The 26,708-nt window shown below is 36.8% G+C and carries 20 protein-coding genes and 1 riboswitch; of the genes, 9 read left to right on the top strand and 11 right to left on the bottom strand.

From position 1 onward, the window contains the following. Positions 1–36: 36 nt before the first annotated feature. From thrA to ACZIX2_RS05755, 4 genes are all read right to left on the bottom strand, one after another. The gene (thrA, locus tag ACZIX2_RS05770) at positions 37–2,448 is read right to left on the bottom strand and encodes a bifunctional aspartate kinase/homoserine dehydrogenase I (protein WP_463339136.1); all 2,412 of its coding nucleotides are present in this window, start codon (positions 2,446–2,448) and stop codon (positions 37–39) included. Between the two features lie 19 nt (positions 2,449–2,467). Further along, on the bottom strand, positions 2,468–3,430 hold the full coding sequence (locus tag ACZIX2_RS05765) for an alpha/beta fold hydrolase (RefSeq protein ID WP_463339135.1): 963 nt from the start codon (positions 3,428–3,430) through the stop codon (positions 2,468–2,470). Between the two features lie 77 nt (positions 3,431–3,507). Then, positions 3,508–3,612: riboswitch (SAM riboswitch) on the bottom strand. 134 nt (positions 3,613–3,746) lie between these two features. Beyond that, the gene (locus ACZIX2_RS05760) at positions 3,747–3,956 is read right to left on the bottom strand and encodes a hypothetical protein (RefSeq protein ID WP_463339134.1); all 210 of its coding nucleotides are present in this window, start codon (positions 3,954–3,956) and stop codon (positions 3,747–3,749) included. 34 nt (positions 3,957–3,990) lie between these two features. After that, complete coding sequence (locus tag ACZIX2_RS05755) at positions 3,991–5,271, bottom strand: O-acetylhomoserine aminocarboxypropyltransferase/cysteine synthase family protein (protein WP_463339133.1); 1,281 nt, start codon at positions 5,269–5,271, stop codon at positions 3,991–3,993. A gap of 705 nt (positions 5,272–5,976) precedes the next feature. Here ACZIX2_RS05755 and metK point away from each other — a divergent pair. Both metK and ACZIX2_RS05745 read left to right on the top strand, forming a co-directional pair. After that, a complete protein-coding gene (gene metK / locus ACZIX2_RS05750) occupies positions 5,977–7,227 on the top strand; it encodes a methionine adenosyltransferase (RefSeq protein WP_463339132.1) in 1,251 nt (416 codons plus the stop codon). 266 nt (positions 7,228–7,493) lie between these two features. Then, positions 7,494–7,943 carry a DUF2541 family protein gene (locus ACZIX2_RS05745; RefSeq protein ID WP_463339131.1) on the top strand — a complete coding sequence of 150 codons (450 nt, stop codon included), beginning with the start codon at positions 7,494–7,496 and terminating at the stop codon, positions 7,941–7,943. Between the two features lie 54 nt (positions 7,944–7,997). Here the strand turns inward: ACZIX2_RS05745 and ACZIX2_RS05740 are convergent, their stop codons facing one another. Together ACZIX2_RS05740 and ACZIX2_RS05735 are read right to left on the bottom strand one after the other, a co-directional pair. Further along, positions 7,998–10,700, bottom strand: a complete 2,703-nt coding sequence (locus tag ACZIX2_RS05740) for a carboxypeptidase-like regulatory domain-containing protein (RefSeq protein WP_463339130.1) — start codon at positions 10,698–10,700, stop codon at positions 7,998–8,000. A gap of 190 nt (positions 10,701–10,890) precedes the next feature. Then, positions 10,891–11,802: a GLPGLI family protein gene (locus ACZIX2_RS05735; protein ID WP_463339129.1), complete on the bottom strand. Its 912-nt coding sequence runs from the start codon at positions 11,800–11,802 to the stop codon at positions 10,891–10,893. 111 nt (positions 11,803–11,913) lie between these two features. Here ACZIX2_RS05735 and ACZIX2_RS05730 point away from each other — a divergent pair, with 111 nt between their 5' ends. Then, the gene (locus ACZIX2_RS05730; protein WP_463339128.1) at positions 11,914–12,714 is read left to right on the top strand and encodes a hypothetical protein; all 801 of its coding nucleotides are present in this window, start codon (positions 11,914–11,916) and stop codon (positions 12,712–12,714) included. After that, complete coding sequence (locus tag ACZIX2_RS05725) at positions 12,714–13,328, top strand: deoxynucleoside kinase (RefSeq protein ID WP_463339127.1); 615 nt, start codon at positions 12,714–12,716, stop codon at positions 13,326–13,328. Before ACZIX2_RS05730 ends, ACZIX2_RS05725 begins: the two co-directional genes overlap by 1 nt. A gap of 162 nt (positions 13,329–13,490) precedes the next feature. Here ACZIX2_RS05725 and ACZIX2_RS05720 read toward each other — a convergent pair whose 3' ends face one another. Then, a complete protein-coding gene (locus ACZIX2_RS05720; RefSeq protein ID WP_463339126.1) occupies positions 13,491–16,043 on the bottom strand; it encodes a sodium-translocating pyrophosphatase in 2,553 nt (850 codons plus the stop codon). Positions 16,044–16,149: 106 nt separating this feature from the next. Then, a complete protein-coding gene (locus tag ACZIX2_RS05715) occupies positions 16,150–16,683 on the bottom strand; it encodes an inorganic diphosphatase (RefSeq protein WP_463339125.1) in 534 nt (177 codons plus the stop codon). Positions 16,684–17,030: 347 nt separating this feature from the next. Between ACZIX2_RS05715 and ACZIX2_RS05710 the strand changes: the two genes are divergently transcribed. Further along, entirely contained in the window at positions 17,031–18,278 is a 1,248-nt protein-coding gene (locus ACZIX2_RS05710) for a tetratricopeptide repeat protein (protein WP_463339124.1), read from the top strand. A gap of 29 nt (positions 18,279–18,307) precedes the next feature. After that, positions 18,308–19,243 carry an ankyrin repeat domain-containing protein gene (locus tag ACZIX2_RS05705; RefSeq protein ID WP_463339123.1) on the top strand — a complete coding sequence of 312 codons (936 nt, stop codon included), beginning with the start codon at positions 18,308–18,310 and terminating at the stop codon, positions 19,241–19,243. An 81-nt stretch (positions 19,244–19,324) separates the two neighbouring features. Here the strand turns inward: ACZIX2_RS05705 and ACZIX2_RS05700 are convergent, their stop codons facing one another. From ACZIX2_RS05700 to ACZIX2_RS05690, 3 genes are all read right to left on the bottom strand, one after another. Continuing rightward, complete coding sequence (locus ACZIX2_RS05700; RefSeq protein ID WP_463339122.1) at positions 19,325–19,933, bottom strand: DNA-3-methyladenine glycosylase family protein; 609 nt, start codon at positions 19,931–19,933, stop codon at positions 19,325–19,327. 88 nt (positions 19,934–20,021) lie between these two features. Further along, positions 20,022–22,523, bottom strand: coding sequence for a DUF5686 and carboxypeptidase-like regulatory domain-containing protein (locus tag ACZIX2_RS05695; RefSeq protein WP_463339121.1), 2,502 nt, complete (start codon positions 22,521–22,523; stop codon positions 20,022–20,024). 127 nt (positions 22,524–22,650) lie between these two features. Beyond that, the gene (locus ACZIX2_RS05690) at positions 22,651–23,631 is read right to left on the bottom strand and encodes a pyruvate dehydrogenase complex E1 component subunit beta (protein ID WP_463339120.1); all 981 of its coding nucleotides are present in this window, start codon (positions 23,629–23,631) and stop codon (positions 22,651–22,653) included. Between the two features lie 439 nt (positions 23,632–24,070). On the opposite strand from ACZIX2_RS05690, the gene ACZIX2_RS05685 reads away from it, so the two are divergent. From ACZIX2_RS05685 to ACZIX2_RS05675, 3 genes are all read left to right on the top strand, one after another. Continuing rightward, entirely contained in the window at positions 24,071–24,817 is a 747-nt protein-coding gene (locus ACZIX2_RS05685; RefSeq protein ID WP_463339119.1) for an electron transfer flavoprotein subunit beta/FixA family protein, read from the top strand. A 159-nt stretch (positions 24,818–24,976) separates the two neighbouring features. Continuing rightward, a complete protein-coding gene (locus tag ACZIX2_RS05680) occupies positions 24,977–25,942 on the top strand; it encodes an electron transfer flavoprotein subunit alpha/FixB family protein (protein WP_463339118.1) in 966 nt (321 codons plus the stop codon). 139 nt (positions 25,943–26,081) lie between these two features. Next, complete coding sequence (locus ACZIX2_RS05675) at positions 26,082–26,699, top strand: bifunctional nuclease family protein (protein WP_463339117.1); 618 nt, start codon at positions 26,082–26,084, stop codon at positions 26,697–26,699. Positions 26,700–26,708: the final 9 nt, after the last annotated feature.

The raw sequence follows: 26,708 nt of genomic DNA, 5'->3' as shown, positions 1-26,708 counted from the left end.
CTTTTCATTCCCCGCCTAGGCGGGCTAGGGGGGCGTTTACCCTTTATCCGACAACCTCAAAATATCTCCAAACACACCTCTCGCCGTCACTGCTGAACCTGCTCCTGCTCCTTGAATTACAATAGGTCGGTCGCCGTAGGATTCGGTGTAAATTTCAAAGAACGAATCCGAACCTTTCAAACCTCCCAAAGCAGTATCCGAAGGTACGGAAACTAATTTTACTTCCAGATTTCCTTTGTCGTTTTGTAAATCACCAGACAGTTCTCCAATGTAGCGCAAAACGTGGTTGGGTTTTTGTTCTGCTTTAATTTTAGCATAAATAGCATCGAACTCTTTTAATTTGTTCAAGAAAGTCGACACATCGCCTTCACGCAAATGCTCTGGAATTAAATTTTGAATGGCAATCTCATCAAATTCGTTTTGCAAATCCAATTCTCTCGCCAAAATCAACAGTTTTCTACCTACATCATTACCACACAAATCTTCTCTTGGGTCGGGTTCGGTGTAACCGTTGTCGATAGCTTCTTTCAAAATTTCACTAAAAGGAACATCTTTGGCCGAGAAATTATTGAACAAATAACTTAATGTACCTGAAAACACTCCTTTGATTTTGGTGATGTTTTCACCTGACAAATGCAACAATTTGATGGTATCAATCAAAGGTAAACCTGCCCCCACATTGGTTTCGTACAAGTAATTCTTTTGATTCTCATCCAAAACCTTTCTCAATTTCTTGTAAAAACTATAGCTCAACGTATTGGCCACTTTATTCGAAGAAATCAAGTCGAAGCTGCTTTCTACTAAGGGAATATAATTTTCTACAAAAGCTGCACTAGCCGTATTATCGATAGCAATTAGATTCTCCAAATGATGTTCGTTGGCATACGCTATAATTTCTTTTATCGAATAAGAATGCCCGTTGGTTTGTATTTCACTTCTCCAATTAGGGGAAATCCCATTTTTATTTAATAAAACATTCTTAGAATTGGCAATAGCAAAAATATTCAATCGAATGTCTTTGCGTTTTTCAATGGCATCGGCTGATTCTAATATTTGGTTGATTAATGTACCGCCAACCAATCCGTGTCCAAAAATCGCGATGTTGATTTTCTTAGAAACCCCAAAAATTTCACCATGAATTACGTTTAGGGCGCGGTTCAACTCGGATTTATGCACCACCATACTCACATTTTTACCTGTTACGGTATTATTGAAAAGTATTGGAATTATTTTGTTTCGAATTAATGCGGTATAAGGCTTATGAAAAGTACTTAAATCTTGACCAATAATCGAAATTACAGCAACATTATCAGTAACCGAAATCTTATTCACATCCTTAGAATAAAAATCATTTTCAAATTCTTTTTCCAATTCAATAATAGCCTTGCTGGCTTTATCGGCGGCTACTACTAGTCCGATGCCACGTTCGGAGGAACCTTGAGAGATGATACTCACGCTGATGTCATTATCGCCCATAACTCGGAAAATTCGGGCATCAACCCCTGTTTTTCCAAGCAACCCACGTCCTTCTAAATTGACCAAGGCCACATTGTCTAACACAGACAAGGTTTTGATACCTTCTTTCCCTGCATTTGAAGTAATCAATGTTCCTTTATTTTCGTGGTTGAAGGTATTGAGAATACGTAGTGGTATATTTTTTTCCAAAAGCGGGATGATGGTTTTGGCGTGCAATATTGTTGCTCCAAAATTGGCCAGCTCATTGGCTTCATTAAAGGATAGAAAATCAATTTTTTTGGCATCTTCTACCAATTCTGGATTGGCCGTATAAATACCATCCACATGAGTGAAATTTTGTAATTCCTCTGCATTCAAATAATTGGCAAAAAGCGAAGCGGTATAATTACTTCCATTTCTTCCTAACGTAGTGGCTTCGTTTTTGGCATTAGAGCCTATAAAACCCGTAATAATATTGATTTTGTCAGCATGTTGTTTGAAAAACTGAACTACATTTTTCTTAGAAATTTGCTCAATCGGTTGGGCATCTCCAAATTTGGCATCGGTTTTAATCAATTCTCGAGCATCGGCAAAATGAGCATTAATTCCTTTTTGCTTTAAAACTGCTGTGATCAATCTAGCCGAAAGCAATTCGCCTTGAGAAAGAATTTGATCTTTTATTTTTTCACTATAATCCCCAATTAAGCTTACGCCTTCAAATAATTTTTCTAAGACTGTGAATTCATTTGATAAATCCACATCGGGATATTCTCCTTGCTGATAGGTTTTGAATTTTTCGAAAAGGGGTCTGTAGTTTTCATTTTTAGACGCAATAGCAAGTATATCTTCCAACTCGTCGGTAGCATTGCCACGAGCCGAAACCACTACGGCAAATTCTTCACCTTTCAAAACTTTATCAGAAATAATGGCAAGTACTTTGTTGAGGCCATTTCCATTGGCTAATGATTTTCCTCCAAATTTTAAAATTTTCATTTGTATTGATTTTTTAAGCTTAAAATAGCGATTTAAGTAAATTATCTAGTTGTTGGTATTCTATTAAAAAAGCATCATGTCCATGAATAGAATCAATCTCATGATACGATACTTGTTGTTGTGTTTTTTGCAACTCTTGGAAGGTTGTACGATTTTCATTGGGCGTAAAGAACAAATCGGTTGTTATGGCAACAAGGTGTATTTGAGCAGTAACGGGCGCCATTACTTCTTCAAAAGTTCCCCTTCCTCGAGTGATATCTATTGTTTTTAATAATTGATTCATCATTTTGTAGGCCGACAATTGAAAACGTTTTTGCAATTTATCCCCGTGATGGGCTAACCAACTTTCAATGTTAAAAACACCTAAGGCTTCATTTTGAGTTCTATTGAATTTAGCCTGAAAGGATTCGGGGGTTCTATAACACAACATGGCGTGTACTCTTGCATCTTCAATAGGATGCGAGGAATGATTTAGGATCTGTTCTTGTAAATAACAATTGGCAATCATCCAATCGGTCGCTTTCCAATCGGTCGCAATAGGAATCACATGTTGACACAAATTCGGGGCTAGGGCTATCATTTCCCAAGCAATCCCACCCCCTACTGACCCTCCGATTAGGGCATATATTTTGGATAGGGTCAATTGTTCCAACCCCAATAAAAAAAGTTGCGCCACATCACGAGCTGTAAAATTAGTAGGTACCGAAATAGTGGTTCCATCATAACCGTTTCCGGGAACGTTAAAGGCAACTATAGTGTAGTGAAGCGTGTCGATTGTCTTATTTGGACCTATCAAATCATTCCACCAACCTTTATCCCCAATAACTTGAGAATTTCCAGTTAAGGCATGATTGACTACCACTACAGGAGCGGTATGCAAAGCCGGACCAAACACCTGATAGCTCAAATCAATACATGGATAGACCGTACCGTTTTCGGTAGTAAACGAAAGAATAGAGAGTTTGTTGAGTGGATTTTCCAATGTCAAATCTTTACAATTGATGATTTGTATTTGGAAACATTAGAAAGAAAACTAGTGGAGACTAGAAGTATTCGATTGCGTTATCTTTTCCGCCGGAGCGAATAGAATGTAGCACCTTCTTCGATTTCGAAGGGTTGCTAAGGCTTCGTAGGGTCTAATCCCTCCACCTTTCTTTATAACATTTCAATACGTTTGTGAACTTTATTGCGGCAAAGTAACTATTTATTTTTTTAACACGCAAATTTTTAAAACAACAACCAAGTAAACTTTTTGATAGCAACTTGGTTATTGTTCAATTCCTATAGTTACGAATTCCCTAAATAAAAAGGGTGTCGTTTTCATTTGAATACAAATGAAACAACATCGATTTTTTAGCCTCTTCATTTTTAGGATCAGAGGATTTGTCTAAAATAAAACGTGGATGAATCAATTCGGTAACCGTTTGATCTACCTTTTCTATTTTCGTTTTGATACTTTTTTTGCTGAAAAAATCAAAAATTTTACGGAGGATTATATTTGCTTTCATGGTGCTTATATTTAGGGTTGTCTTATGTTTTATTTTAATCTGTTAATGTTTCGAAAACCGCTTGTAAATCGGCTTTTAAATCTTCAATATCTTCTAATCCAACCGACAGTCGAATTAAATCTTTGGTTACTCCGGTTGCTTCTTGTTCCGCTGCTGTCAATTGTTGATGCGTGGTACTTGCAGGATGAATGATCAATGACTTGGTGTCTCCAATATTGGCTAAGAGCGAAAAAAAATGGGTTCCATCGGCTACTTTTTTCGCGGCTTCGAATCCACCTTTGAGTCCGAAAGTTACAATTCCTCCTTGTCCCTTAGGCAAATAACGTTTTACCAAATGGTTATATTTGCTGGATGCCAAACCTGGATAATTCACCCAAGAAACCGCGGGTTGCAACTCTAACCATTGGGCCAGAGCCAAAGCATTTTCACTGTGTTTCTGGACTCGTATTGACAAAGTTTCCAAACCTTGTAAAATTTGAAAAGCATTAAATGGACTTAGTGCAGCTCCATAATCTCGTAGTCCTTCGATTCTTACTTTGGCAATAAATGCAGCATTGCCTAAAGCTTCGTGATACACCAATCCGTGATATCCGGGTGAGGGTTCCGTAAATTCAGGAAACTTCCCACTACTCCAATCAAAAGTACCTGCATCGATGATGACCCCACCTAGAGAAGTCCCATTACCAGAAATATACTTCGTTAAAGAGTGAATCACAATATTTATGCCAAAGTCTATAGGGTTAAGTAAATAGGGCGATGGCACGGTATTATCTACAATAAAAGGAACTTGTAATTGTTGCGCTTCGGAAGCAATTGCTTTCAAATCCAAAACATCTAATTTGGGATTTCCCAAAGACTCTGCAAAAAACACTTTAGTATTAGCGGTTGCTGCTTGGGTAAAATTGCTCGCATCAGATGGATCGACAAAAGTGGTTGTTATACCCAGCCTAGGCAAGGTTACATTCAATAAATTATAGGTGCCTCCATACAAACTATTGGACGCCACAATATGATCTCCCGCTTTTAACAGCACCAACAAGGTAGTGGCAATAGCTGCCGTTCCCGAAGCGGTAACAACAGCTCCAATTCCACCTTCTAGCGCAGCCAATCGTTGTTCCAAAATATCATTGGTTGGATTATTCAATCTTGTGTAAATGTATCCGGCTTCTGATAAATTAAACAAATTAGAAGCATGATCTGAGTTCTCAAAAACATAGGAAGTGGTTTGATAAATAGGAACTGCTCTTGTACCTAAGGTTTTAGAGGGTTCGTGTCCTGTATGAAGTGCTTTGGTAGCAAATTGAATCGTACTCATAATAATTGTCTTTTTAAAAAATAATAATTGATAACAAAAAACCCTTTTAGAAAGAATTCCAAAAGGGTTTTAAAATAAAATTTTAAACTGTATCCTTTTAGGAATCAACACATGCTTAGCATACACAATACCATAGATTGAGCCATTGCCATTGCCTTGACATTCTTCGATTTCGTCTGCTTAAGATTACGATTTTTCATGTGTTAAAACTTTAAATTAATGGATTAAAAAAAAGCCTCCCGTTTAGTTGGGAGGCTTTTTGCTGTATATTTTTTAAAAATTAAACAGATGCAATAGGCGTCCCACAGGGATATTCCTGAACGGTTTTTTTCATATTACAAGAGACTAATTTCATGACTTTTTTTGTTTGTTTTACAAATGTGCAAACATATTTCTAAATAACCAAACAATTAATACAATTTTATGAGTTGTTTTTCTAAATATAACAAATATCTGTCTTTTAAACGATTATCTTAACAATTCACAAAAAAAAACCAACTTTAATTTGAAATTAAAAATGGTTTCATACCTTTGCGCCCTAATACAGAGGAAAAATTTGAACTGATTGCAACCTCTTCACAATGAGTCGCTCAATGTGAATGCTGAAACCCAATTTCAGCTTAAAAAATGCTAAAGCAGAAACACTACTTTAGACTTTCGCAACGTCAACTTCCTCGCTTAATTTTTTAAAAATATACATTTATTATGGCTTATTTATTTACGTCAGAGTCGGTTAGTGAAGGACATCCAGACAAAATTGCTGATCAAATTTCGGATGCTCTTATTGATAACTTTTTAGCTTTCGATCCCGAATCTAAAGTTGCATGTGAAACTTTAGTAACCACAGGCCAAGTGATTTTGGCTGGAGAAGTAAAATCAGACACGTATTTGGATGTTCAAGATATTGCTCGTGGGGTTATCAAAAAAATTGGCTATACCAAAAGCGAATACATGTTTGAAGCCAATTCTTGTGGGATTCTTTCAGCCATTCATGAACAATCGGCCGATATCAATCAAGGAGTAGACAGAGCCAGCAAAGAAGAGCAAGGAGCGGGAGACCAAGGAATGATGTTTGGTTACGCTACAAACGAAACGGAAAACTACATGCCCTTGGCACTTGATTTATCGCACAAATTATTACAAGAACTAGCCATTTTGAGACGCGAAAATAACGAAATCACTTATTTACGTCCCGATGCTAAATCTCAAGTAACTCTAGAATACAGCGACGACAACAAACCTACACGAATTGACGCCATTGTTATCTCTACCCAACATGATGATTTTGATGAAGAAGCTACTATGCTGGCCAAAATCAAAAAGGACATGGTTGCCATTTTGATCCCTAGAATTATCGCTAAAAATCCAGAACACGCTCATTTATTCAATGATAAAATTCAATACCACATCAACCCTACTGGAAAATTCGTAATTGGAGGACCTCACGGTGATACTGGATTAACTGGAAGAAAAATCATTGTAGATACTTACGGTGGAAAAGGAGCGCACGGTGGTGGTGCTTTTTCAGGAAAAGACCCAAGTAAAGTGGACCGTAGTGCCGCTTATGCTACTCGTCATATTGCTAAAAACTTAGTAGCTGCAGGTGTAGCTGACGAAATTTTGGTACAAGTTTCTTACGCAATTGGTGTAGCTAAACCGATGGGTATTTTCATCGAAACCTACGGAACATCAAAAGTAAACTTGACTAACGGTGAAATCGCTAAAAAAGTAGAAGAAATCTTCGATATGCGTCCTTACTTCATCGAACAACGTTTGAAGCTAAGAAACCCTATCTATAGCGAAACTGCGGCTTACGGACATATGGGACGTACTCCTGAAACCGTAACCAAAACTTTTACTGCCCCTGGTGGTTTAACCAAAACCGTTGAAGTGGAATTGTTTACTTGGGAAAAATTAGATTTTGTTGATCAAGTAAAAGCTGCTTTCGGATTGTAAGATCAAAGCATTTTTATATACAAAAAACCTTCTTGTTGCAGTAACGAGAAGGTTTTTTTATTGTTTCTTATTCAAACCTCTGCAATTGATCGATAACCATCAAAAACACCTACTCTTTAGACATGTACTGAATTTATAAATTTCTCATAAAAAATGTTAACAATTAACTAATAACACTCAAAAAACACTATATTTATGTAAATTAGTTTTTTTATAACATTGTTTAACCCATGCTATCTAAAGTAGCAACTATAACAAAATCTATTATGAAAAAAATTTTTAAATTGTTCGTTCTTGCATTAGCTTTAACCCTTGTTGCTCCAATAGCACAAGCTCAAGGTAACCGATACAAAGAAAAAAACAGAGACAGAGACTGGGGCTCTTCTAACAATACCATTGGCCGATGGGAAATTATTGGCACACAAACCGTGAACAAATCAGGCGATAGAGATAACTTTAGACCTTCTGGCCGCGACAGTTATTCGGCATTGAAAGTGCGAGCAAAAAGAAACACAGTAACCATTAACAGAATGACTATTGTGTATGAAAATGGACAACGACAAGATATCCCATTAAGAAGAACCATGAGAGATGGTGAAGAATCTAGAGTTATCAATTTAACGTATAGAAGACGTATTGATAGAATTGAATTTTACTACAAATCTAAAGATTTATTTGGTGGTCGAGGGCAAATACAAGTTTGGGCCAGACGCTAATTCGTTATATGCTTAATTCAAAACATCACTTTTAAGATAAAAGTGATGTTTTTTTTATAAATTATACTTCACAGAGAAAATCAAATAGCGTGGCTGAACGGTGTACTGAGAGGTCCTTGTAGCAAACTGCGAAAAACTATCGTCGTTGAGTGAGGTAGTATTCAATAAATTCGTGCCGCTGATTTTATACTCTAATTTGCTGTTTTTCTTTTGGTAAATCAAACTCGCATTCAAGAAATCATATTCATTATTCACCGTTTTGTCGTTGTTGTAATAATGATAAAACTCATACTCGGCCACAAATGAAAAACTGTCTAAGAAATAGTAATCTAACTTGGCAAAAGGACGATCGGTATAAAAAGTATTATTGTTATAGTCATTGATTACCCTATTGTATCCTACTTCTAGGTTGGGTAAGCTCTTGTAATTGGTAGAAGCTCTCAAAGTATAACTTTGTGTAAAACTCTCATTAGCGATAGTTACATTGTTCTGCTTGTTATTGAATTTCGACCAATTCAAATTAGTATCAAAAGAAGCTTTGTAATTTTTCAAAAACGAACGTCCATAAGAAGCACGTCCCGAAATGGTTTCATCGGCAAAAGGTGAGTTAAAAGGCCTTGACGTTTGGTTTACCCCATCAAAAACGGCATTGGTCTTTATGGCATCTACCGTTTTGGTGTAATTCACAAAAGCGGTAATGTTTTCCATATTAAACATATTGTATTTGAAGTAACGCAGCGAATGTTGTTGTGCCGTAGCATTTTCTAGTGCTCTGAAACCGCGAGTTAAACTATTGTAGTTCGAGAAAACATAACCTTCCACCAATCTATTGATATCGGTAAAATTGTTGGTATACGAGAAATTATACGTCAAAGACTCGGCTTTTTTGATTTGGTAAATCGCTACAAAATCAGGTAAGGCTCTGAAGAATTTCTGACTGAATTCGGTTCCTAATTGCGCATTGGTCATGTTGTAACTGTGCAAACTTACTCCTGGCGTAAACGTAAATTTACCCGTGAGCATCTTATAATGCAATCCTAAAAACACATCATTAAAACGATAATCTACATCGTTGGTATTTTCGGAAGCGTTCAAATCGTTTACAGTGCCATTATCCAAAACCTGAAAAATAGAAGAATTAAAATTTTGATACGAATACGTATTACCTAAAGTCAAATTGATATTGCTTTTGGGCGTCAACATATAATAATAATCCAACTTGGCGTCGAGTTTGTTCGTTTTTACAAATCGAGTTTGGTTGTAATCATTTCTTTTCTGATTGACATCAAATCCTGCTAATTTAAAAGGACGCGATTGCAAATTGGCATTGTAAAACGGATCTTCTTCTTGATATAAATTTTGCATTTCAACCGCAAAGACATTCTTTTCATTCAAAGTAAAATAAGCACTCAAATTCTGATTTACCGATATTGGGTCTTGCTCTTTCAGCGTAGTTATAGATTCCGTAGCCGAAACGTTCTGTACTATCGATTCACGAAGTAAGGACGTATTTTCGTCTTGTTTGGATAACTTGGTTAGTACATCATAATCCAACTGAAAACTTGTCGTTGGTTTATATGTGGTACTCAGTTTAAACAAACCTAAATTACTGGTTTGATGCGCCACTTCTTTGCGGTTTTCGGTAGAGGCAACTTCTGAGGAATTTGGTTTCAGGATATTATTTTGAGAGATGGTTTCTAAATCTGTAATCGAAGAAGAAACAATTCCAAAACCACTAAAACTCCAAGCTTTATTTACATTGTACGAGAAATTGGTTGCGCCAAACTTGGTGTCAATTTCCTTGGCTCTATTGTTTCTTGCCAAAGCAATCCCCAAATCATTAGAAGATACGTTAAAACTAGAACCTCCCTTAGCCGACAATCCTCGGAATCCTCCTGTAAATTTGAAGTAATCCTGAATCGTCAAAGGTAATTCACCTATGTTGTTGAAATTCGAAATCAAGTTTATACTGTACTTGGGACTATAGTAAAACAATTTCGGATTAATCACATACCTGCTTTCTTTGTGCGCCACACCAACACCCGCGTTGACATCTCCAAACCAAAAGTTCTTCTTCCCAGATTTCAATTTAATATTCATTCCAATATTGTCTTGGTTGTTTTCTACTCCTTTCAATATCGAATTCTCGTTGTAATTGCGCAAAACTTGTATTTTATCAATCGCATCGGCAGGGATATTTTTTACTCCCAATTTGGTATCACCGTCAAAAAAGTCTTTCCCTTCCACCATCAACTTGGTTACTTTTTTACCTTCTACTTCAATCTCTCCATCGGCATTGACTTCCACTCCTGGCAATTTTTTCAATACATCTTCTAGTTTTCTTTCAGTTCCCGATTTAAATGAATCGGCATTGTACACAATCGTGTCGCCTTTAATAGAAACAGGCATTTCGCGAACAATTTCCACCCCATCCAGTTCAATACCACCGGCGTCTAGAGCAATGTTTTTGACCAAATTAGTGGTAGCCGTAGTCACTTCGACCTCTTTATTTTGCATCCCCAAAAAACTCACTTTGACTAAATAAGTGGTATTGGGTTTCAAATTCAAACTGAATTTACCTTTATCATTCGTTATGGCATAGGCATCCATTGCTTTGGTGGTTTTATTCACCGCCATTACGTTGGCCATTTCAAGTCCTGCGTTTTTAGAGTCGGTAATCAAACCGTCGAGTTTAATGGTTTGTGCAAAAGATAAAGTAGTGCATAGAAAAAAGGCAATTCGAAGCAATGCTTTCATAGACTGGTTATTGAATGGTTTAGTTGAAATGCTTTATTTGGAGCAGCAACAAGGGGCATTTTGAGCCAACAAAGTCCCGTCGTCCGCTATATCTTTGCCTTTTGTAAAGAAAAAAGGCAAAGGATGCCGCTCCCACCGAAGGCGGAATTGTTTTGTTTTTGTTGTATTTTTAAATTAAAAAAAGGAAGTGTTAACCTCCTATTCTCATTCTAAATCCACCATTATTTCCACCTCTTCCACGATTCATCTCACGGAATTCCTCCATTTTTTTGATTACCGTTTCGTCAAAATCTTTTTGGTTGATTACTTTTCCATTAGTAGCTGGTTTTATTGCTGCTTTCTCTTTTGGGTTCAACACTACTTTAGAACACAAAATAACGGTTTTGCCATCGTTTACCTCCAGAATCAAACCAGGCAATCCCCAATAGCCTTCAGGCCCTTGATTTACTGGTATTTCTGGAGTGTACCAGGCTGTGATTGTCACCTCTTTTGGAACGTCTAACTCATCCATAAAGCTGGTTTTCTTTGGTTCGCCCGCTTTCTCAGAAGTCTCTTTTTTAGTCTCGTCTTTTTTCTCGTCTCTTGGTCTAAAATTTCTAAAATCGGTTTTACTAACTGGGCGTACGGCCGTTGCTTTGTAACAATTGTAACCGCCAATTACTCTGGTTTCGCCTTCCATTTTCCATTTTAGGTTGGTTAAGGTATCTTTAACCAAGAACTCTTTGCCCATAAATTCTTTATCGACGGTATAGGTTTTCTCTTTTACATTTTTGTAATACGTTCCACCACCTCCAGTAAAAGTAGCCATCATTCGCATTCCGCCGCCGCCATCTTGTCCTAGAGCGTCTAATTTCTCTTCTTCTTTATAAATAGACGCCGATTTATCAAAATTGAGTATGAATGTTTTCTCAAACATTTTTTTCATTCGGTCCTCAATGTTTTTCATCATTTCGGGAGTAATGTTTTTATTTCCTTCCATTCTGGTCTTAAAATCAGCGGTACTCGTTTTAGACTCATACACTGCCATCCCTTGAAATTCCTGAGCTCTAAGCCCAATACTGCTCAATACAAGCGCGGTCAAAAGCAAAATAATTTTATACATAGTTTCCAAATTTTTCAATAAGAAGAGATTCAAATCCATTTGTTACAGTAGTAGTTTATAAATAACTATAGACTTACGAAAAATGAAAAGGTTTAATTGTAAATTAGCGATATGAAGAAGTATTTGATGTTTCTGGTAGCATTTTCGTTTTTAACCCAATGCTACAGCCAAATCAAAGGGATTCCAATGCAAGCAATGGAGGTCGCTCCCAAAACAGTCACGTTTTGGGCTAGCGATGCTTTTGAGTATGTTTACACAATAGAAAATAACGTTTTCAAGAAAAGCAAAGGCTCTGAAAACTGGGAATACAAAAACGTGTCCTTAGGAAAAATTACCAAAGTCGACCTTCAAAATCCACTCAAAATAGTATTGTTTTATGAGGATTTCAATACCGTCATTCTACTCGATAACCAACTTAACGAAAGTCAGAAGATTAATTTTTCGGAGCACCCTACGCCAATCAATGCAACTGCCGTAGGTATCGCGGGTCAAAACCAATTGTGGGTCTACAATAACCTCAACCAACAAATTGGATTATATGATTATCTCAAAAACGAGTACAAAACCATTAGTACTCCTTTGGCGGGAAAAGTCAAAAACTACACTACTGACTTTAATTCCTTTATATGGATGGATGACAGTGGAGAAGGCTACGCTTGTTCGTTATTTGGTGCCATCGAAAGTTTAGGAAAATTTCCAATGGCTGACCAAATTCAAATCATTAGTTCCAATCAGATACTCTATAGTGTGGACCAAAAAATAACACTTTTGAGCCGACAAAAAGACAAATCATGGACAAATACTACCCTTCAACTCCCTGAAAAAAGGTTTGAAAAATTCTATTACCAAGCCCAAATTTTAGCTATTTTTACAAACGAAGGAATTTATAATTTTAAAATCATACTACCGTAATGCACATAGCAGTAGCAGGAAACATAGGCTCAGGAAAAACAACTTTAACGCAATTATTGTCGAAACATTTCAAGTGGGAACCCCATTATGAAGATGTGGTAGACAATCCCTATTTGGATGATTTCTATCATCAAATGGAGCGTTGGTCCTTTAACTTGCAGATTTACTTTTTAAATAGTCGTTTTAGGCAAATCATGCAAATCCGCCAAAGCGGAAAAAAAATCATTCAAGACCGCACGATTTATGAGGATGCGCATATTTTTGCGCCCAATCTTCACGCCATGGGATTGATGACGAATCGCGATTTCCAAAACTACTCTTCCTTGTTTGAGTTGATGGAAACGATGGTGCAACCACCAGATTTGTTGATTTACTTACGAAGTTCCATTCCCAATTTGGTAGGTCAAATTCACAAACGCGGACGCGAATACGAAAATTCCATTTCCATTGACTATTTGAGCCGTTTGAACGAACGTTACGAAGCGTGGATTCAAAGTTATACGAAAGGAAAACTTTTGGTGATTGATGTAGATAACATAAATTTTGTGGATAACCCAGAAGACTTAGGAAACATCATCAACAGAATTGACGCAGAATTGAACGGATTGTTTTAGAGATACAGATAACCTAAGATTTATAAAAAACGAAAAGCTTTGCAGATGCAAGGCTTTTTTGTTTGTATTACTCTAAAAAAAACACCTCACAACAAAATAATGTTCTGAGGTGTTTTTGGTTTGCGCTTGTGTCAAAGCAATTACTTTGACACATCGATACTATTACTTCAACGCTTTGATTTTCGCTTTCACTTCTTCCTCAGTTCCTTCGAAAGTTTGAGTGGTTGTAGTTCCATCAGCTGTAGTAGTTACTGTCGCTTTGGTTTTTCCGTTATCATTAGTCATTTCCACACGAACGTCTTTCATCGTAGTCAATTTGATGGTTTGTGTTTTTTCGCCTACAAATTTTCCATCGGCATCGTACATTGACAAACATTTAGCAGTACATTCTTCTGAACAACCATTTTCTTTGCACATTGCAGCGCATTCGTCTTTGGTCATTGTAGCCATTTTTGCTGGATCACATTTTTTGGCTTCACACATCATTTCGGTTTTAGCACCGTTTTTACAACAAGCAGCTGCAGCAGCGGTATCACCATGACCACTTCCTAAAATCGGAGCAATAACCAATCCAATCAAACAAGTCAATTTGATCAAAATATTCATAGATGGTCCAGAAGTATCTTTGAAAGGATCTCCCACTGTATCACCAGTAACGGCAGCTTTGTGAGCATCAGAACCTTTGTACGTCATTTCTCCGTTGATCATCACACCCGCTTCGAAAGATTTTTTAGCATTATCCCAAGCTCCTCCTGCGTTGTTTTGGAACACTGCCCAAAGTACACCAGAAACTGTCACACCAGCCATATACCCCCCTAACATTTCAGCAATCAACTGATTGTTATCGGCATACACTAATTTACCTAATAACACAATAGCAATAGGGAAACCAATAGTTAAAACACCAGGCAACATCATTTCGCGCAAAGCAGCTTTAGTAGAAATCTCCACACATTTCCCGTATTCTGGTTTTCCAGTTCCTTCCATAATTCCAGGAATTTCTTTGAACTGTCGACGTACTTCGTACACCATATCCATAGCAGCTTTACCCACAGAATTCATAGCCAAGGCAGAGAACACTACTGGAATCATTCCTCCAATGAACAACATAGCCAAAACTGGCGCTTTGAAAATGTTGATTCCATCAATTCCTGTAAACGTAACATAAGCCGCAAACAAAGCTAAAGATGTTAATGCCGCAGAAGCAATTGCAAAACCTTTTCCAGTGGCAGCAGTTGTATTTCCTACTGAATCCAAAATATCGGTTCTAGTACGCACTTCTTTTGGCAATTCACTCATTTCGGCAATTCCCCCTGCATTGTCTGAGATAGGACCAAATGCATCAATTGCCAATTGCATAGCAGTAGTCGCCATCATCGCAGAAGCTGCTAAAGCTACACCATAGAAACCAGCCAAGGCATACGTAGCCCAAATAGCCGCTCCAAATAAAATTACCGTTGGAAAAGTAGAAATCATACCCGTTGCTAAACCAGCAATAACGTTGGTTCCTGCTCCTGTAGACGACTTTTGTACAATTGCCAATACCGGTTTGGTACCTAATCCTGTGTAGTATTCTGTTACAGATGAAATCGCTCCACCTACGAATAATCCTATCAAAGTAGCATAGAAGACACGCATAGAAGAAATCTCTTGACTACCTTCTCCAAAATACTCCATTTTCATAACTTCAGGCAACATGTATTGCACTAAGAAGTAACATGAAATTGCCGTTAATGCAATAGACACCCAGTTCCCGATATTCAATGCTTTTTGAACTTGCGCTTCTTTGTCGTCATCGCTAGAAATTTTCACTAACATAGTTCCGATGATAGAAAACAAAATTCCGAAACCGGCAATCGCCATTGGCAACAAAATAGGTCCGATACCACCAAAAGCATCGTCAATTTTTCCACCCATATCGTTAATTACGTAGTTTCCAAGAACCATTGCCGCCAATACTGTGGCTACATAAGAACCGAACAAATCGGCACCCATTCCGGCTACATCTCCTACGTTATCTCCTACGTTATCCGCGATAGTTGCAGGGTTACGCGGATCATCTTCAGGAATTCCTGCCTCAACCTTACCTACTAAATCGGCTCCTACATCGGCTGCTTTCGTATAAATACCACCACCAACACGAGCAAATAATGCGATAGATTCTGCACCCAATGAAAATCCTGCAAGAGTTTCAAGTACAACCGTCATTCCGTCGGTATCGGTCCAAACACCCCCCATAAAGGTATGGTAGAAAAAGATAAAGAAACCGGTCAAACCTAATACAGCCAATCCAGCAACTCCTAATCCCATTACTGTACCTCCACCAAAAGACACTTTCAACGCTTGTGGCAAACTACTACGTGCAGCTTGAGTGGTTCTTACATTGGTTTTGGTAGCGATTTTCATTCCCATATTTCCCGCCAAAGCAGAAAAAATAGCCCCAAATATAAAGGCAATCACTATTAATAAATGTGTTTTTACGCCAGGTAAAAAAGTAATACCTGCCAAAACAACACTGGCAATCAAAACAAAAATGGCTAACAATCGGTATTCGGCTTTTAAAAAAGCTAATGCGCCTTCATAGATATAATCTGAAATTTCTTTCATTTTACCATCTCCAGCATCTTGTTTGAGCACCCATGCTCTTTTAGCCGCCATAAAGGCCAATCCTAATAGCGCCATAACTATTGGGATGTAAATCATAAATGTATTCATAAAATAATATTTGTATTAATAAAAAAATCTCTGTTGAAAGCGAATATAAGCAAAAAAAGCAATACCCTTTTCAGAATATTGCTTTTTTGTGAAATCCAAAAGAGAATTATAAATTAATACTAAATAATCCTTCAGGTTTGTTTTCTAAGTCGTTAAATCGTTGCGTACACTCTTTGATGATGTCATAAGCTTCGGTAACATCACCCCAACCTTCTACATCTACTTTTTTATGTTCCAAATCCTTGTATACTTGGAAAAAGTGCTCAATTTCTTTCAACAAATGCTCATTCACATCGCTTAAGTCATTTAATTTGTTCCAAATTGGATCGGAAACAGGTACACAAATCACTTTTTCATCGGGACCTTTATCATCGGCCATATGAAACACCCCGATTGGTTTTACTTCCATTACACAGCCTGGAAAAGTTGGTTCGTTTACCAAAACCAAAACATCCAAAGGATCGCCATCTAAGGCTAAAGTTTCTGGAATAAACCCGTAATCTGCTGGGTACATCATCGAAGAGAATAACATTCTATCAAAACGCATTCTTTTGATAGCAAAATCATATTCGTATTTGTTTCTACTTCCTCTAGGGATTTCGATTAACACATCGAAAGTCTTAAGTTTATCTGCCGTCATGGGAGTTCTTATTATCTTTTTAAATTTTTTTGCAAAAGTAGACAAACCAATGATTTATACAAGTAAAATAATAAAGATAAAACAGACTATACGTGGTATTTTTGAATTAGAGATTGTAAACATACTTTCTTTGGGATTTACATGTTTAAAACAATGTAGCATTTATATAGCTCTGTTTAGACAATATAATGAATCTTGCCTTTTGTTAACCATAAAATTGACGAAATAAAATTTAAACCATATTTTTCTTGTTTTACGGTTCTCATGCTGTTTAAAATGAATATATTTGGGTAGTTATACTACCAAAATTACACTTTTCACAAACTAGTCCTTTATATTTAATTACAATGAAAAACAGAATTCAAAATATAGTATGCTTTACTATTATTCTTTTTAGTGTTTTTTCATATTCCCAAAAAACCGAGAAAAAGTTAATAACCCCTAAAGTATCTGTCAACAATGTTGAACCAAAATCACCAATTCTCAATCCAACCAAAGCATTAGCATTTTATAAAAAATTAATAGCTGAAGGAAATACAAGAGCGATGATAGGTTTAGGCAACATGTATTTAAACGGGTGGGGAATTCCTAAAAACATTAAAGAAGCAGAAAAATGGTATACTACAGCTGCAAATAAAGGTAATCCAGAAGCTTTGTTCATTCTTGGCAGAATTTATAAGGATCCAAAAAACAAATCATACAATCCTAAAAAAGCGCTTCAGTTTTTTGAAAAGGCGGCACTTTCAGGTTTTACAAGTGCTTGGGGACAACTAGGCTATATGACAATGAGTGGACAGGGTACTGAAGTGGATCTTGAAAAGGCCTTTACTATTTTTTTAAAAGGTGAAAAAGTAAACGATGTACAGAGTATATATGGCTTAGGATATATGCTTTATAAAGGTTTAGGTTGCAAACAAGATTATAAGTTGGCTGTAAGTAAATTTATACATGGTACTACGAGAAGGTATTCTCCTTCAATGTACATGCTTGGATTATGTTATCGTAATGGTTATGGTGTTCAAGTAGACGAAGAAACTGGAAAAATGTGGCTAAATCAAGCTGCGTCGCTGGGCAATGAAGATGCTGAAAAGGAACTAAAAAAAGCTACTCCAGAAAACATTAGCTTAAACCAAAGTTTAGTCGAAAATCTTAACAAGAAAAACATAAAAATTGAAATACCGAAATCATTTCAAATAGTAAATCATAAAATAAACGAGGAAATCAGTGGTTTATATGATGGAATCCTAGTACAATATGACTACAGTGGAAAAAACATTATTAGCTCAACAGCAATTACTATTTTAATAAATCAAGAAGACCAAGATATAACAGGAGAATGGAATGAAATAAGTGGTAAAAAATCGCTTTTTACAGCTACTATTAATCACGATGCACTTGTTTTTCATAATTCAAAAATATATCGAAAAGATCATTATAATAATGAAAAACCTATTGAGTACGATTTAAAAGAATTAAAACTACAGGTAAGTCAAAATAAACCATCTCAATTTTTAATTGGAAATCTGCTATTAACAAATAGCAAAAGTAAGGAACCTGAGAGACCAATGAATTTGATATTAGAAAAAAGAAGCTAGTTAAACAAACATCGATAACTAACTGAACCATGAAAAATAAAAAAACACTGCTAATTATTACGATCATAGTTTTACCTTTTTTGATTTATGCCTTGTACAAAAGCTATCAAAGAAATCAATGGATAGATGAGCCTTCTAAAATTAAATATTCTGAAAAAAGAGAACTTGAAGTTTGGGGTAAAATCTTGCGAGGTGATGATGCAGCGTTATTTTATGGTACCCCTTTGTACGAAGTTGCCAACGAATTAGACAACTGGAAAAGGTTTAGGAATAAAGAAAAAATTATACACCTTATCGATCAAATTCCTCAAGAATACATCAATTACCAAGAAAGAAAATATGGGACAACTATTGGTGATTTTGCCTTGAGGACTACTAATTTGTTCGCTGTAAAAAAATTACTTGCAAGAGGACTTAACCCAAACAGTTATGGTCCAAGGACACACCCCTTAATTATAAATATCAGCTCACTAAGTTTGAGTAAAGAGTCAGAAATTATAGATGTTTTAAAATACATGATTCAAAAAGGTGCCGATGTAAATATTGAGCCTCAATCAAATCCCCCAAATACACCATTGATTGAAGCGGCATTTAGAAAACTTGAATATTTTAAAATATTAATCCAAGCTGGAGCTGATCCACATTACAAAAACAGAGTAGGCGATACTGCTTTAAGTAGTGCTTTAAGGTCTCATAATATAAATGTTGTAAATTATTTAATTTTTGAGCAGCAAGTAGATTTTTATGAAAAAATTCCTTTAGACTCTAAATATCACCCTGGAGAATATTGGGTATTACATGAACTAAGGGATATGACTTTTGAATTAAACAGTAAAAAATATCAAGAGAAAATGAAATTGGTTGCCTTTCTAAAAACCAAGGGACTGGATTACTGGAAAACTGCAATTCCTGAACACATAAAAACAAACACTTCGTATTCAAAAGAATATCTGAGTAAATATTAATTAAAATTGAAGTTAGTACACTTTAAATCCTCTCTTTTTACAGAGAGGATTTTTATAAAAGATAGTACTCACTTAGCAAGCTTAAGGATTATATACTACTTTTCGGTTGCGTTTACACAAGTAATGGTGCCATAATAAATAGGTCGCAAACGAACGATGGGGCGCCCAGTTTTGGGCTAATATTTCCATTTGAGGTTTTTCGTGTAGATCAAACAATTCCTTGATAGTATTTACAACAGCAATATCGCCCAGCGGCAATACATCCGAGGCTTGTAGCGAGAACATCAAATAAATATCAATAGTCCAATGGCCAATCCCTTTGATTTGGATTAATTGTTGACGCACCTCATCCGCCGATAGTGAACGCAATTCCTCTAAAACTAATTCTTTGGAAATTATAGCGGTTGCTAAGGCTTTGATATAAGTGGTTTTTTGACGGCTCACGCCAAAAGTTCGATAGTGTTCCTCTGATAGTTGCAACAAGTCTTCTGGATGCATCGCAGCTACGGCAGATTTGAGCTTCAAAAAAGTAGCCTTGGCTGAATCAATTGAGACTTGTTGTTCTAGAATCAAGAGCACCAAGGTTTCGAATCCTTCTGGTCGATGTGGAACGGTGGGTAAACCGTAGTTGCCGACTATAGTCTTAAAAACAGGTTCTTGCGAAAGTAATATAGCAAATGGTTCTTGCATAACGGATGTTTTTTAGCCCAGATGGGAGCGGCATCCTCCCGGGGTGGGGTTCAGCCCGGGAGATACAGCGGACAGCTGGAAAAGGCTCCTAAAAATGAAACCCAAAAGTTCCTTTGACCGAAAATTTTTGCGCATCGGGAGCGTCAAGATAATTGCCACGCCACGCAAAATCGATTCGGAATACTTTAAAAATATTACCAATACCAGCACTGTATTCCCAATATACTTTCTCGGGAGCAATATAAGGAATGCCCGAAGCATTGATGGCTCTATTGGCATCAGAAATGGTACCGTACACCGCTTTTATCCCCACAATCTCTCTCCAATTGAGTTTCCGAATGAGCGGAATGCGGGCAAAAAGTCGGCCTTGGAAATTATGATTCCATTGCATCGTTACGTATTGATCCGTAATGAATTCATAGAAGTTGAGATTATTGAAGGTGTTTTCAATACTGAAATACGTCTGGTTTCCAGGTATCACACTCATTAACCCTAAAGGAATGGTGCCAAACGTTTTTCCTGCTTCTAAAATCAAATTGGTTCGCCCAAGAGGACCAATCACAAACGGTTGTTTATAGTACAACTGTATTTTGTCATACTGAAAATCACTGTTTAAAATTCCTTTAAATCCATGACTATAATTGATAAACAAACGACTATACGGACTATCGACGATACTGCGCTCCACCCCGAAACCGATGGTTTTTCTATTGGGTGTAAATTCGATTTGTACACTTGCTTCGGATTGTCGCACATCGCTTTTGATTACGCCCAACGGATTTGCCGCTGAGGGCAATGTGGAATAATAATCTAACGAGAATGTAGGGGAAGCCGAAACCAAGGTACGATGCGAAATCCCCATTTGGAAGGTCCAATTTTTGATGGGCTCCATTTCGATCGAGAAGCTGCTGAGCTTGATGTTGGTTAATTTTCCGTTGGCACCTGTAGTAAACAAAGCGGAGGAAGCAAAACTTCTTCCTAACACATCATTCGTCGTGGTTAGGTTGGCCCCAATTTGTTCTACATCGCGCCTATGCCCACCGGAGAGTATGAGTCGTTTCTTTTTATCGACCATCCATTTCCCCGATAGACCATATTTGTATTTTTGATCTTCAAAACCATATGCAGTGAAGGCTTGTACTCGCCAAGGATCGTTAGGGCCAAAGTAGGTTCTCCCTCCAATTCGCAAGCGGAGCTTCTCTACTTCGTTATAACCAAAAGTGGAAAAAATATCGCCATAATCAAAATTCTTAAACTCGACATAACCGCTTCCTAAAATGGAAACCAAATTGTACATTTTCTTGAATTTTTTGACGGTTTGCAGCGTATCCAGCATGGTATAAATTCCCTTTTCATCTTTGGATAATTTTTCGAAACGATTGTCATTCCAAAATTCTTCCGACTTGCTGTATACTTCGTTGTCTATAAAATTCACCTCATCTTTATAAAAAGCTGTTGGTTTAGGAAGATTGAACTCATGATTGCGATATATGGAAGTACGTTTCCCATAGACTCCTTTGGATTTTTCTTTCTTATTTAGAGCAAAATCCGACATGAAATAGTCGCGTGTTAACAGAAAAACCGAATCGCTCACTACTTCAAACTCTTGTTCAATATAAATATCTTTTACCCAGTTGATGTTGGCACTTTTGGTCACTGCCATATTGATTTTCTTGATGGCAAAAGTGGTGTCGTTCACCCAGAAATCGCCTTTGAAGGTCAACTCATTTTTACGGCGCGGATAAAATACAATGTTATAGCACCATTTATTATCTACCATAGCACTGTCTCGCAATACGTAATTGTACACATCAATACCGGTACGAGATAGCGGGCTAGTGAAACTTTTATCAAAAAAAGTCAAATGATTGTCATATATAGAATAGGTAGTATACAAATCTTTAATGAATGCCAAGATTTGTTGATTACCGTTAAATCCAGAGGTTTTGTTGGCGGTATTGATTTCTTTTACTTTTTTTAATCCATTATCGCCATACACCTTATAAATGGCCTCGTTGATAAAAATAGGCAAATAGGTTTTTCCAGTTACTTTGGAAGTATCCACTTGTTTGAAAATAAACTCCATGCCTTTAAAAAGTTTGTTTTTCATGAAGGCACTGTCAATGGAATTCATGTCAAATTCAACCTTTTCGTACTTTTCCATTTGGTATTGATTGAACTGATATAATCCATTTTTACGCTTTCGCTCCCAAATTTTTCGAAGGATATCAAGCGCTGGATTGTTTTTCTTAGAGGTTTTGCCTGTAAACACCACTACTTCATTCAATTCTTGCATTTCTTTCAACACCACCTTGAAATTGTAATTTACCGCTTTTTCCAATGTTACTTCGCGGTCAGAAAAGCCCGCCGATGAAACTACTATTGTAGTATAATCGTTTGCGGATTCTATATAAAAACGGCCATCTTCATTGGAAACGGTACCGATATTAGAATTTTTAAATACGATATTAGCATAAGGTATAGGTTGATTGGACTTATCCATCACTATACCGCTCACTTTGGTTTGCCCCAACATAGCTGTTGTACCTAAGAGCAAGAACAAAAATAGAAACTGAATTAAATTTTTCATATCAAAAAAAAGCTTCATCGAATTGGTATCGATGAAGCCTCAAATATAGTAATAACCGAACTTCTATAACTGCAAAAACAGTCTAACAAGTGTTAAAATAGCGATAACACTTTGAGTTGAGCAGGGTTTATTTTTTGTACATTACTTTTTTTACTGCTTTAACCACATCATCTGCATTTGGCAACCATTCTTTCAATAGCACTGGAGAATATGGAGCAGGTGTATCAGCTGTAGTGATGCGTTGGATTGGAGCGTCTAAGAAATCAAAAGCTTGTTCTTGTACCATATATGTAATCTCTGAAGAAACACTAGCAAATGGCCATGCCTCTTCTAAAATCACCAAACGATTGGTTTTTTTCACTGATTTTAAAATCGCTTCGTTGTCCATTGGACGAACGGTTCTCAAATCGATAATTTCACAAGAGATACCTTCAGCGGCTAAATCTTCCGCAGCTTTATAGGCCTCTTTAATAATTTTACCAAAAGAAACAATAGTTACATCCGTTCCTTCTCTTTTGATATCGGCAACTCCTAAAGGAATAGTATATTCTCCATCTGGCACTTCACCTTTGTCTCCATACATTTGTTCAGATTCCATGAAAATCACAGGATCATTGTCACGAATAGCCGATTTCAACAAACCTTTAGCATCATATACATTAGACGGCACCACTACTTTCAATCCTGGGGTATTGGCAAACCAATTTTCGATAGCCTGAGAGTGTGTCGCTCCCAACTGACCTGCTGAAGCCGTTGGCCCTCTAAATACGATTGGAATGTTGAATTGACCTCCAGACATTTGACGCATTTTGGCAGCGTTGTTGATGATTTGATCAATCCCTACCATACAAAAGTTGAATGTCATATATTCTACAATTGGTCGACAACCATTCATGGCTGAACCTACTGCAATTCCGGTAAATCCAAGCTCGGCAATAGGAGTATCAATTACACGTTTTTCGCCAAACTCCGCCAACATCCCTTTGGAAGCTTTATAAGCCCCATTGTACTCCGCTACTTCTTCACCCATTAAGTATATGGACTCATCGCGACGCATTTCTTCGCTCATCGCTTCGCAAATCGCCTCTCTAAATTGTATCGTTCTCATATTTATTTAAACTATAGTATGTTTTTTTCGAACAGCAAAAATAACTAATTTATACAAGTTTTAAACAAAAAAATAGTTTTAAAAAATTATGCTAAATCGACATTAGTTTATACCAGTTGTGGTTTGCTCTTTTTTTCTTACAACTTTTAAAAATAATCCATTCAACAAACTTGGGAGCACAACAAGCTATACTCTCTGATTTTTTCTGGGCCAATCGCTTAATACAGGTTCAAAATATTGATTTGATTTACTCTTAAAATCCGAATAACAGATTTCAAACCTAATCCATTAAAAAAAAACACCAATCAACTTCTACTTTAAAAGGCATACACCAAGGGCAGGCTACGAAATCGAAATAGTTTTTTATTTTTATTATGCATGCATAGTAATTTATTGAATTATTATTTTAAATTTGTCAAGCTTATCAAAAAAAAATGTTATGAAAATATTAGTTTGCATCAGTCATGTTCCTGATACTACTTCAAAAATTAATTTCGTTAATGGTGATTCAGAATTTGACACCAATGGCGTACAATACGTTATCAATCCCAATGATGAATTTGGCTTAACACGAGCCATTTGGTTCCAAGAGCAACAAGGTGCCACAGTAACTGTTGTGAATGTTGGAGGTCCAGATACCGAACCTACATTACGCAAAGCTTTAGCTATAGGCGCTAACGAAGCCATTCGTATTAATACCACGCCTACCGATGGTTTTTATGTAGCCAAACAATTGGCCGAGGTGATTAAAACCGGAGGATACGATTTGGTAATCGCTGGAAAAGAATCTTTAGATTATAATGGCGGAATGGTTCCAGGGATGGTAGCTGGTATCTTGGGGTATAATTTTGTGAATTCTTGTGTTCAATTGAACATCGAAGGTACCACAGCCACAGCTGCCAGAGAAATTGATGGCGGAAAAGAAATTGTTAGTACGACTTTGCCTTTGGTTGTAGGTGCTCAAAAAGGTATTGTAGAAGAGAAAGATTTGCGTATCCCTAATATGAGAGGAATTATGACTGCCAGAACAAAAGCACTCACTATCCTTGAGCCAGTAGCAGCTACAGTAACCACAAAAGCGGTTAAATTTGACAAACCTGCTCCAAAATCTGCTGTGAAATTAGTAAACGCTGATAATTTGGATGAATTAATCAATTTATTACACAACGAAGCTAAAGTGATTTAAGAGGTAAGACTTAAGATTTCAGTTTGCAGAATGCAGCGTGAAATTCTTGTTCATCTTACATCAATACTTTGAAATCGTTATTTAAAATACTGTATAAATCAAGTTTTTAGTTTCTAGATTCTAAAATCTAAAATCTAAAATCTGCAATCTAAAATCATTATGTCAATACTACTATACGCAGAATCTGCAGAAGGAAAATTTAAAAAAGTAGCCTTAGAATTGGCTTCTTATGCATCAAAAGTAGCCGAAACTTTAAATACAACTGTAACAGCAGTAACGATCAACGCTGGGGATGTTTCGGAACTTTCAAAATACGGTGTGTCCAAAGTTTTAAAAGTAGCTAATGAGCAATTAGCCACTTTTTCAGCAAAAGCTTATGCCGATGTAATCAAGCAAGCCGCTCAAAAAGAAGGATCAAAAGTGGTAATTCTTTCATCTACTACTGATAGTATCTATTTGTCTTCATTAGTAGCTGTAGGTTTAGAAGCAGGCTTTGCTTCGAACGTTGTGGGATTACCTGTGAGTACAGCACCTTTTCAAGTAAAAAGAACCGCTTTTTCAAACAAAGCTTTCAATACTACCGAAATCAGCACTGAAGTAAAAGTACTAGGAATTGCTAAAAATTCATACGGTATTTTTGAAAACCCAACTTCATTAACAGAAGAAGATTTTGCACCCGCAATTGATGCGAACGATTTTGGTGTAAAAGTAACTTCAGTTGAAAAAAGTTCGGGAAAGATTTCAATTGCCGACGCTGATATTGTAGTGTCAGCAGGACGTGGAATGAAAGGTCCAGAAAACTGGGGAATGATCGAAGAATTAGCGGGTGTTTTAGGTGCTGCAACAGCATGTTCAAAGCCTGTTTCCGATCTTGGATGGAGACCTCACGGAGAACACGTAGGACAAACAGGAAAACCCGTTGCCACTAACCTATATATAGCCGTTGGAATTTCTGGAGCGATTCAACATATTGCAGGTGTTAATGCTTCTAAAGTAAAAGTGGTTATCAATAGTGATCCTGAAGCTCCTTTCTTTAAAGTAGCCGATTATGGGGTTGTAGGTGATGCCTTTGAAATTGTTCCTCAATTGATTGAGAAATTAAAAACGTTCAAAGCGCAACAATAACATAGTCTTTCTTTTAAATTTTTTAAGAGCTATCCAAACAAGATAATTGTATCTTTGTTATGCGATAGCTCTTTTTTTTAGTAAAATTGCAGCTTAGATTTTAAGTAACAATAAAAAACAGTTTTGTTTCCATTCAACGATGAGCTTAGTAAAATTAACCATAAAAGGGATCTCCTATAGTCAAACTCAAAACGGAGCCTATGCCCTTATTTTGAACGAAGTAGACGGCGAGCGAAAATTACCTATAGTTATTGGCGCCTTTGAAGCCCAATCTATCGCCATAGCTTTAGAAAAAGAAATTAAACCCCCTCGTCCACTTACACACGATTTATTCAAAAATTTTGCTGAACGATTTGATATTGTAGTAAAACAAGTCATCATTCACAAACTCGTTGACGGAGTATTTTTCTCAAGCATTATTTGCGAAAGAGACAAAATAGAAGAAATCATAGATGCCAGAACCTCGGATGCTATTGCTTTGGCGTTGCGTTTCAACGCGCCTATCTTCACTTACAAAAACATCTTGGACAAAGCTGGAATATATTTAAAAACCAATCCCAACCCGAGCGAAAACGACGAAATCGACAGTATTTTGTCCAACCCACAAACGTTTAGCCAAGACGAAGAAACCAACCAAGCTGGCAGCACTTATGCGCATTATACCTTACAAGAATTAAACGAAATGCTAGAAGAAGCCGTAATTAACGAAGATTACGAAAAGGCAGCAAAAATTAGAGACGAAATTTCTAAACGATAAGCGCCAAGG

Source organism: Flavobacterium riviphilum (genome assembly GCF_055231795.1).
The sequence above is the reverse complement of the archived record's forward strand: the minus strand, read 5'-3'. Positions and strand labels throughout refer to the sequence as shown.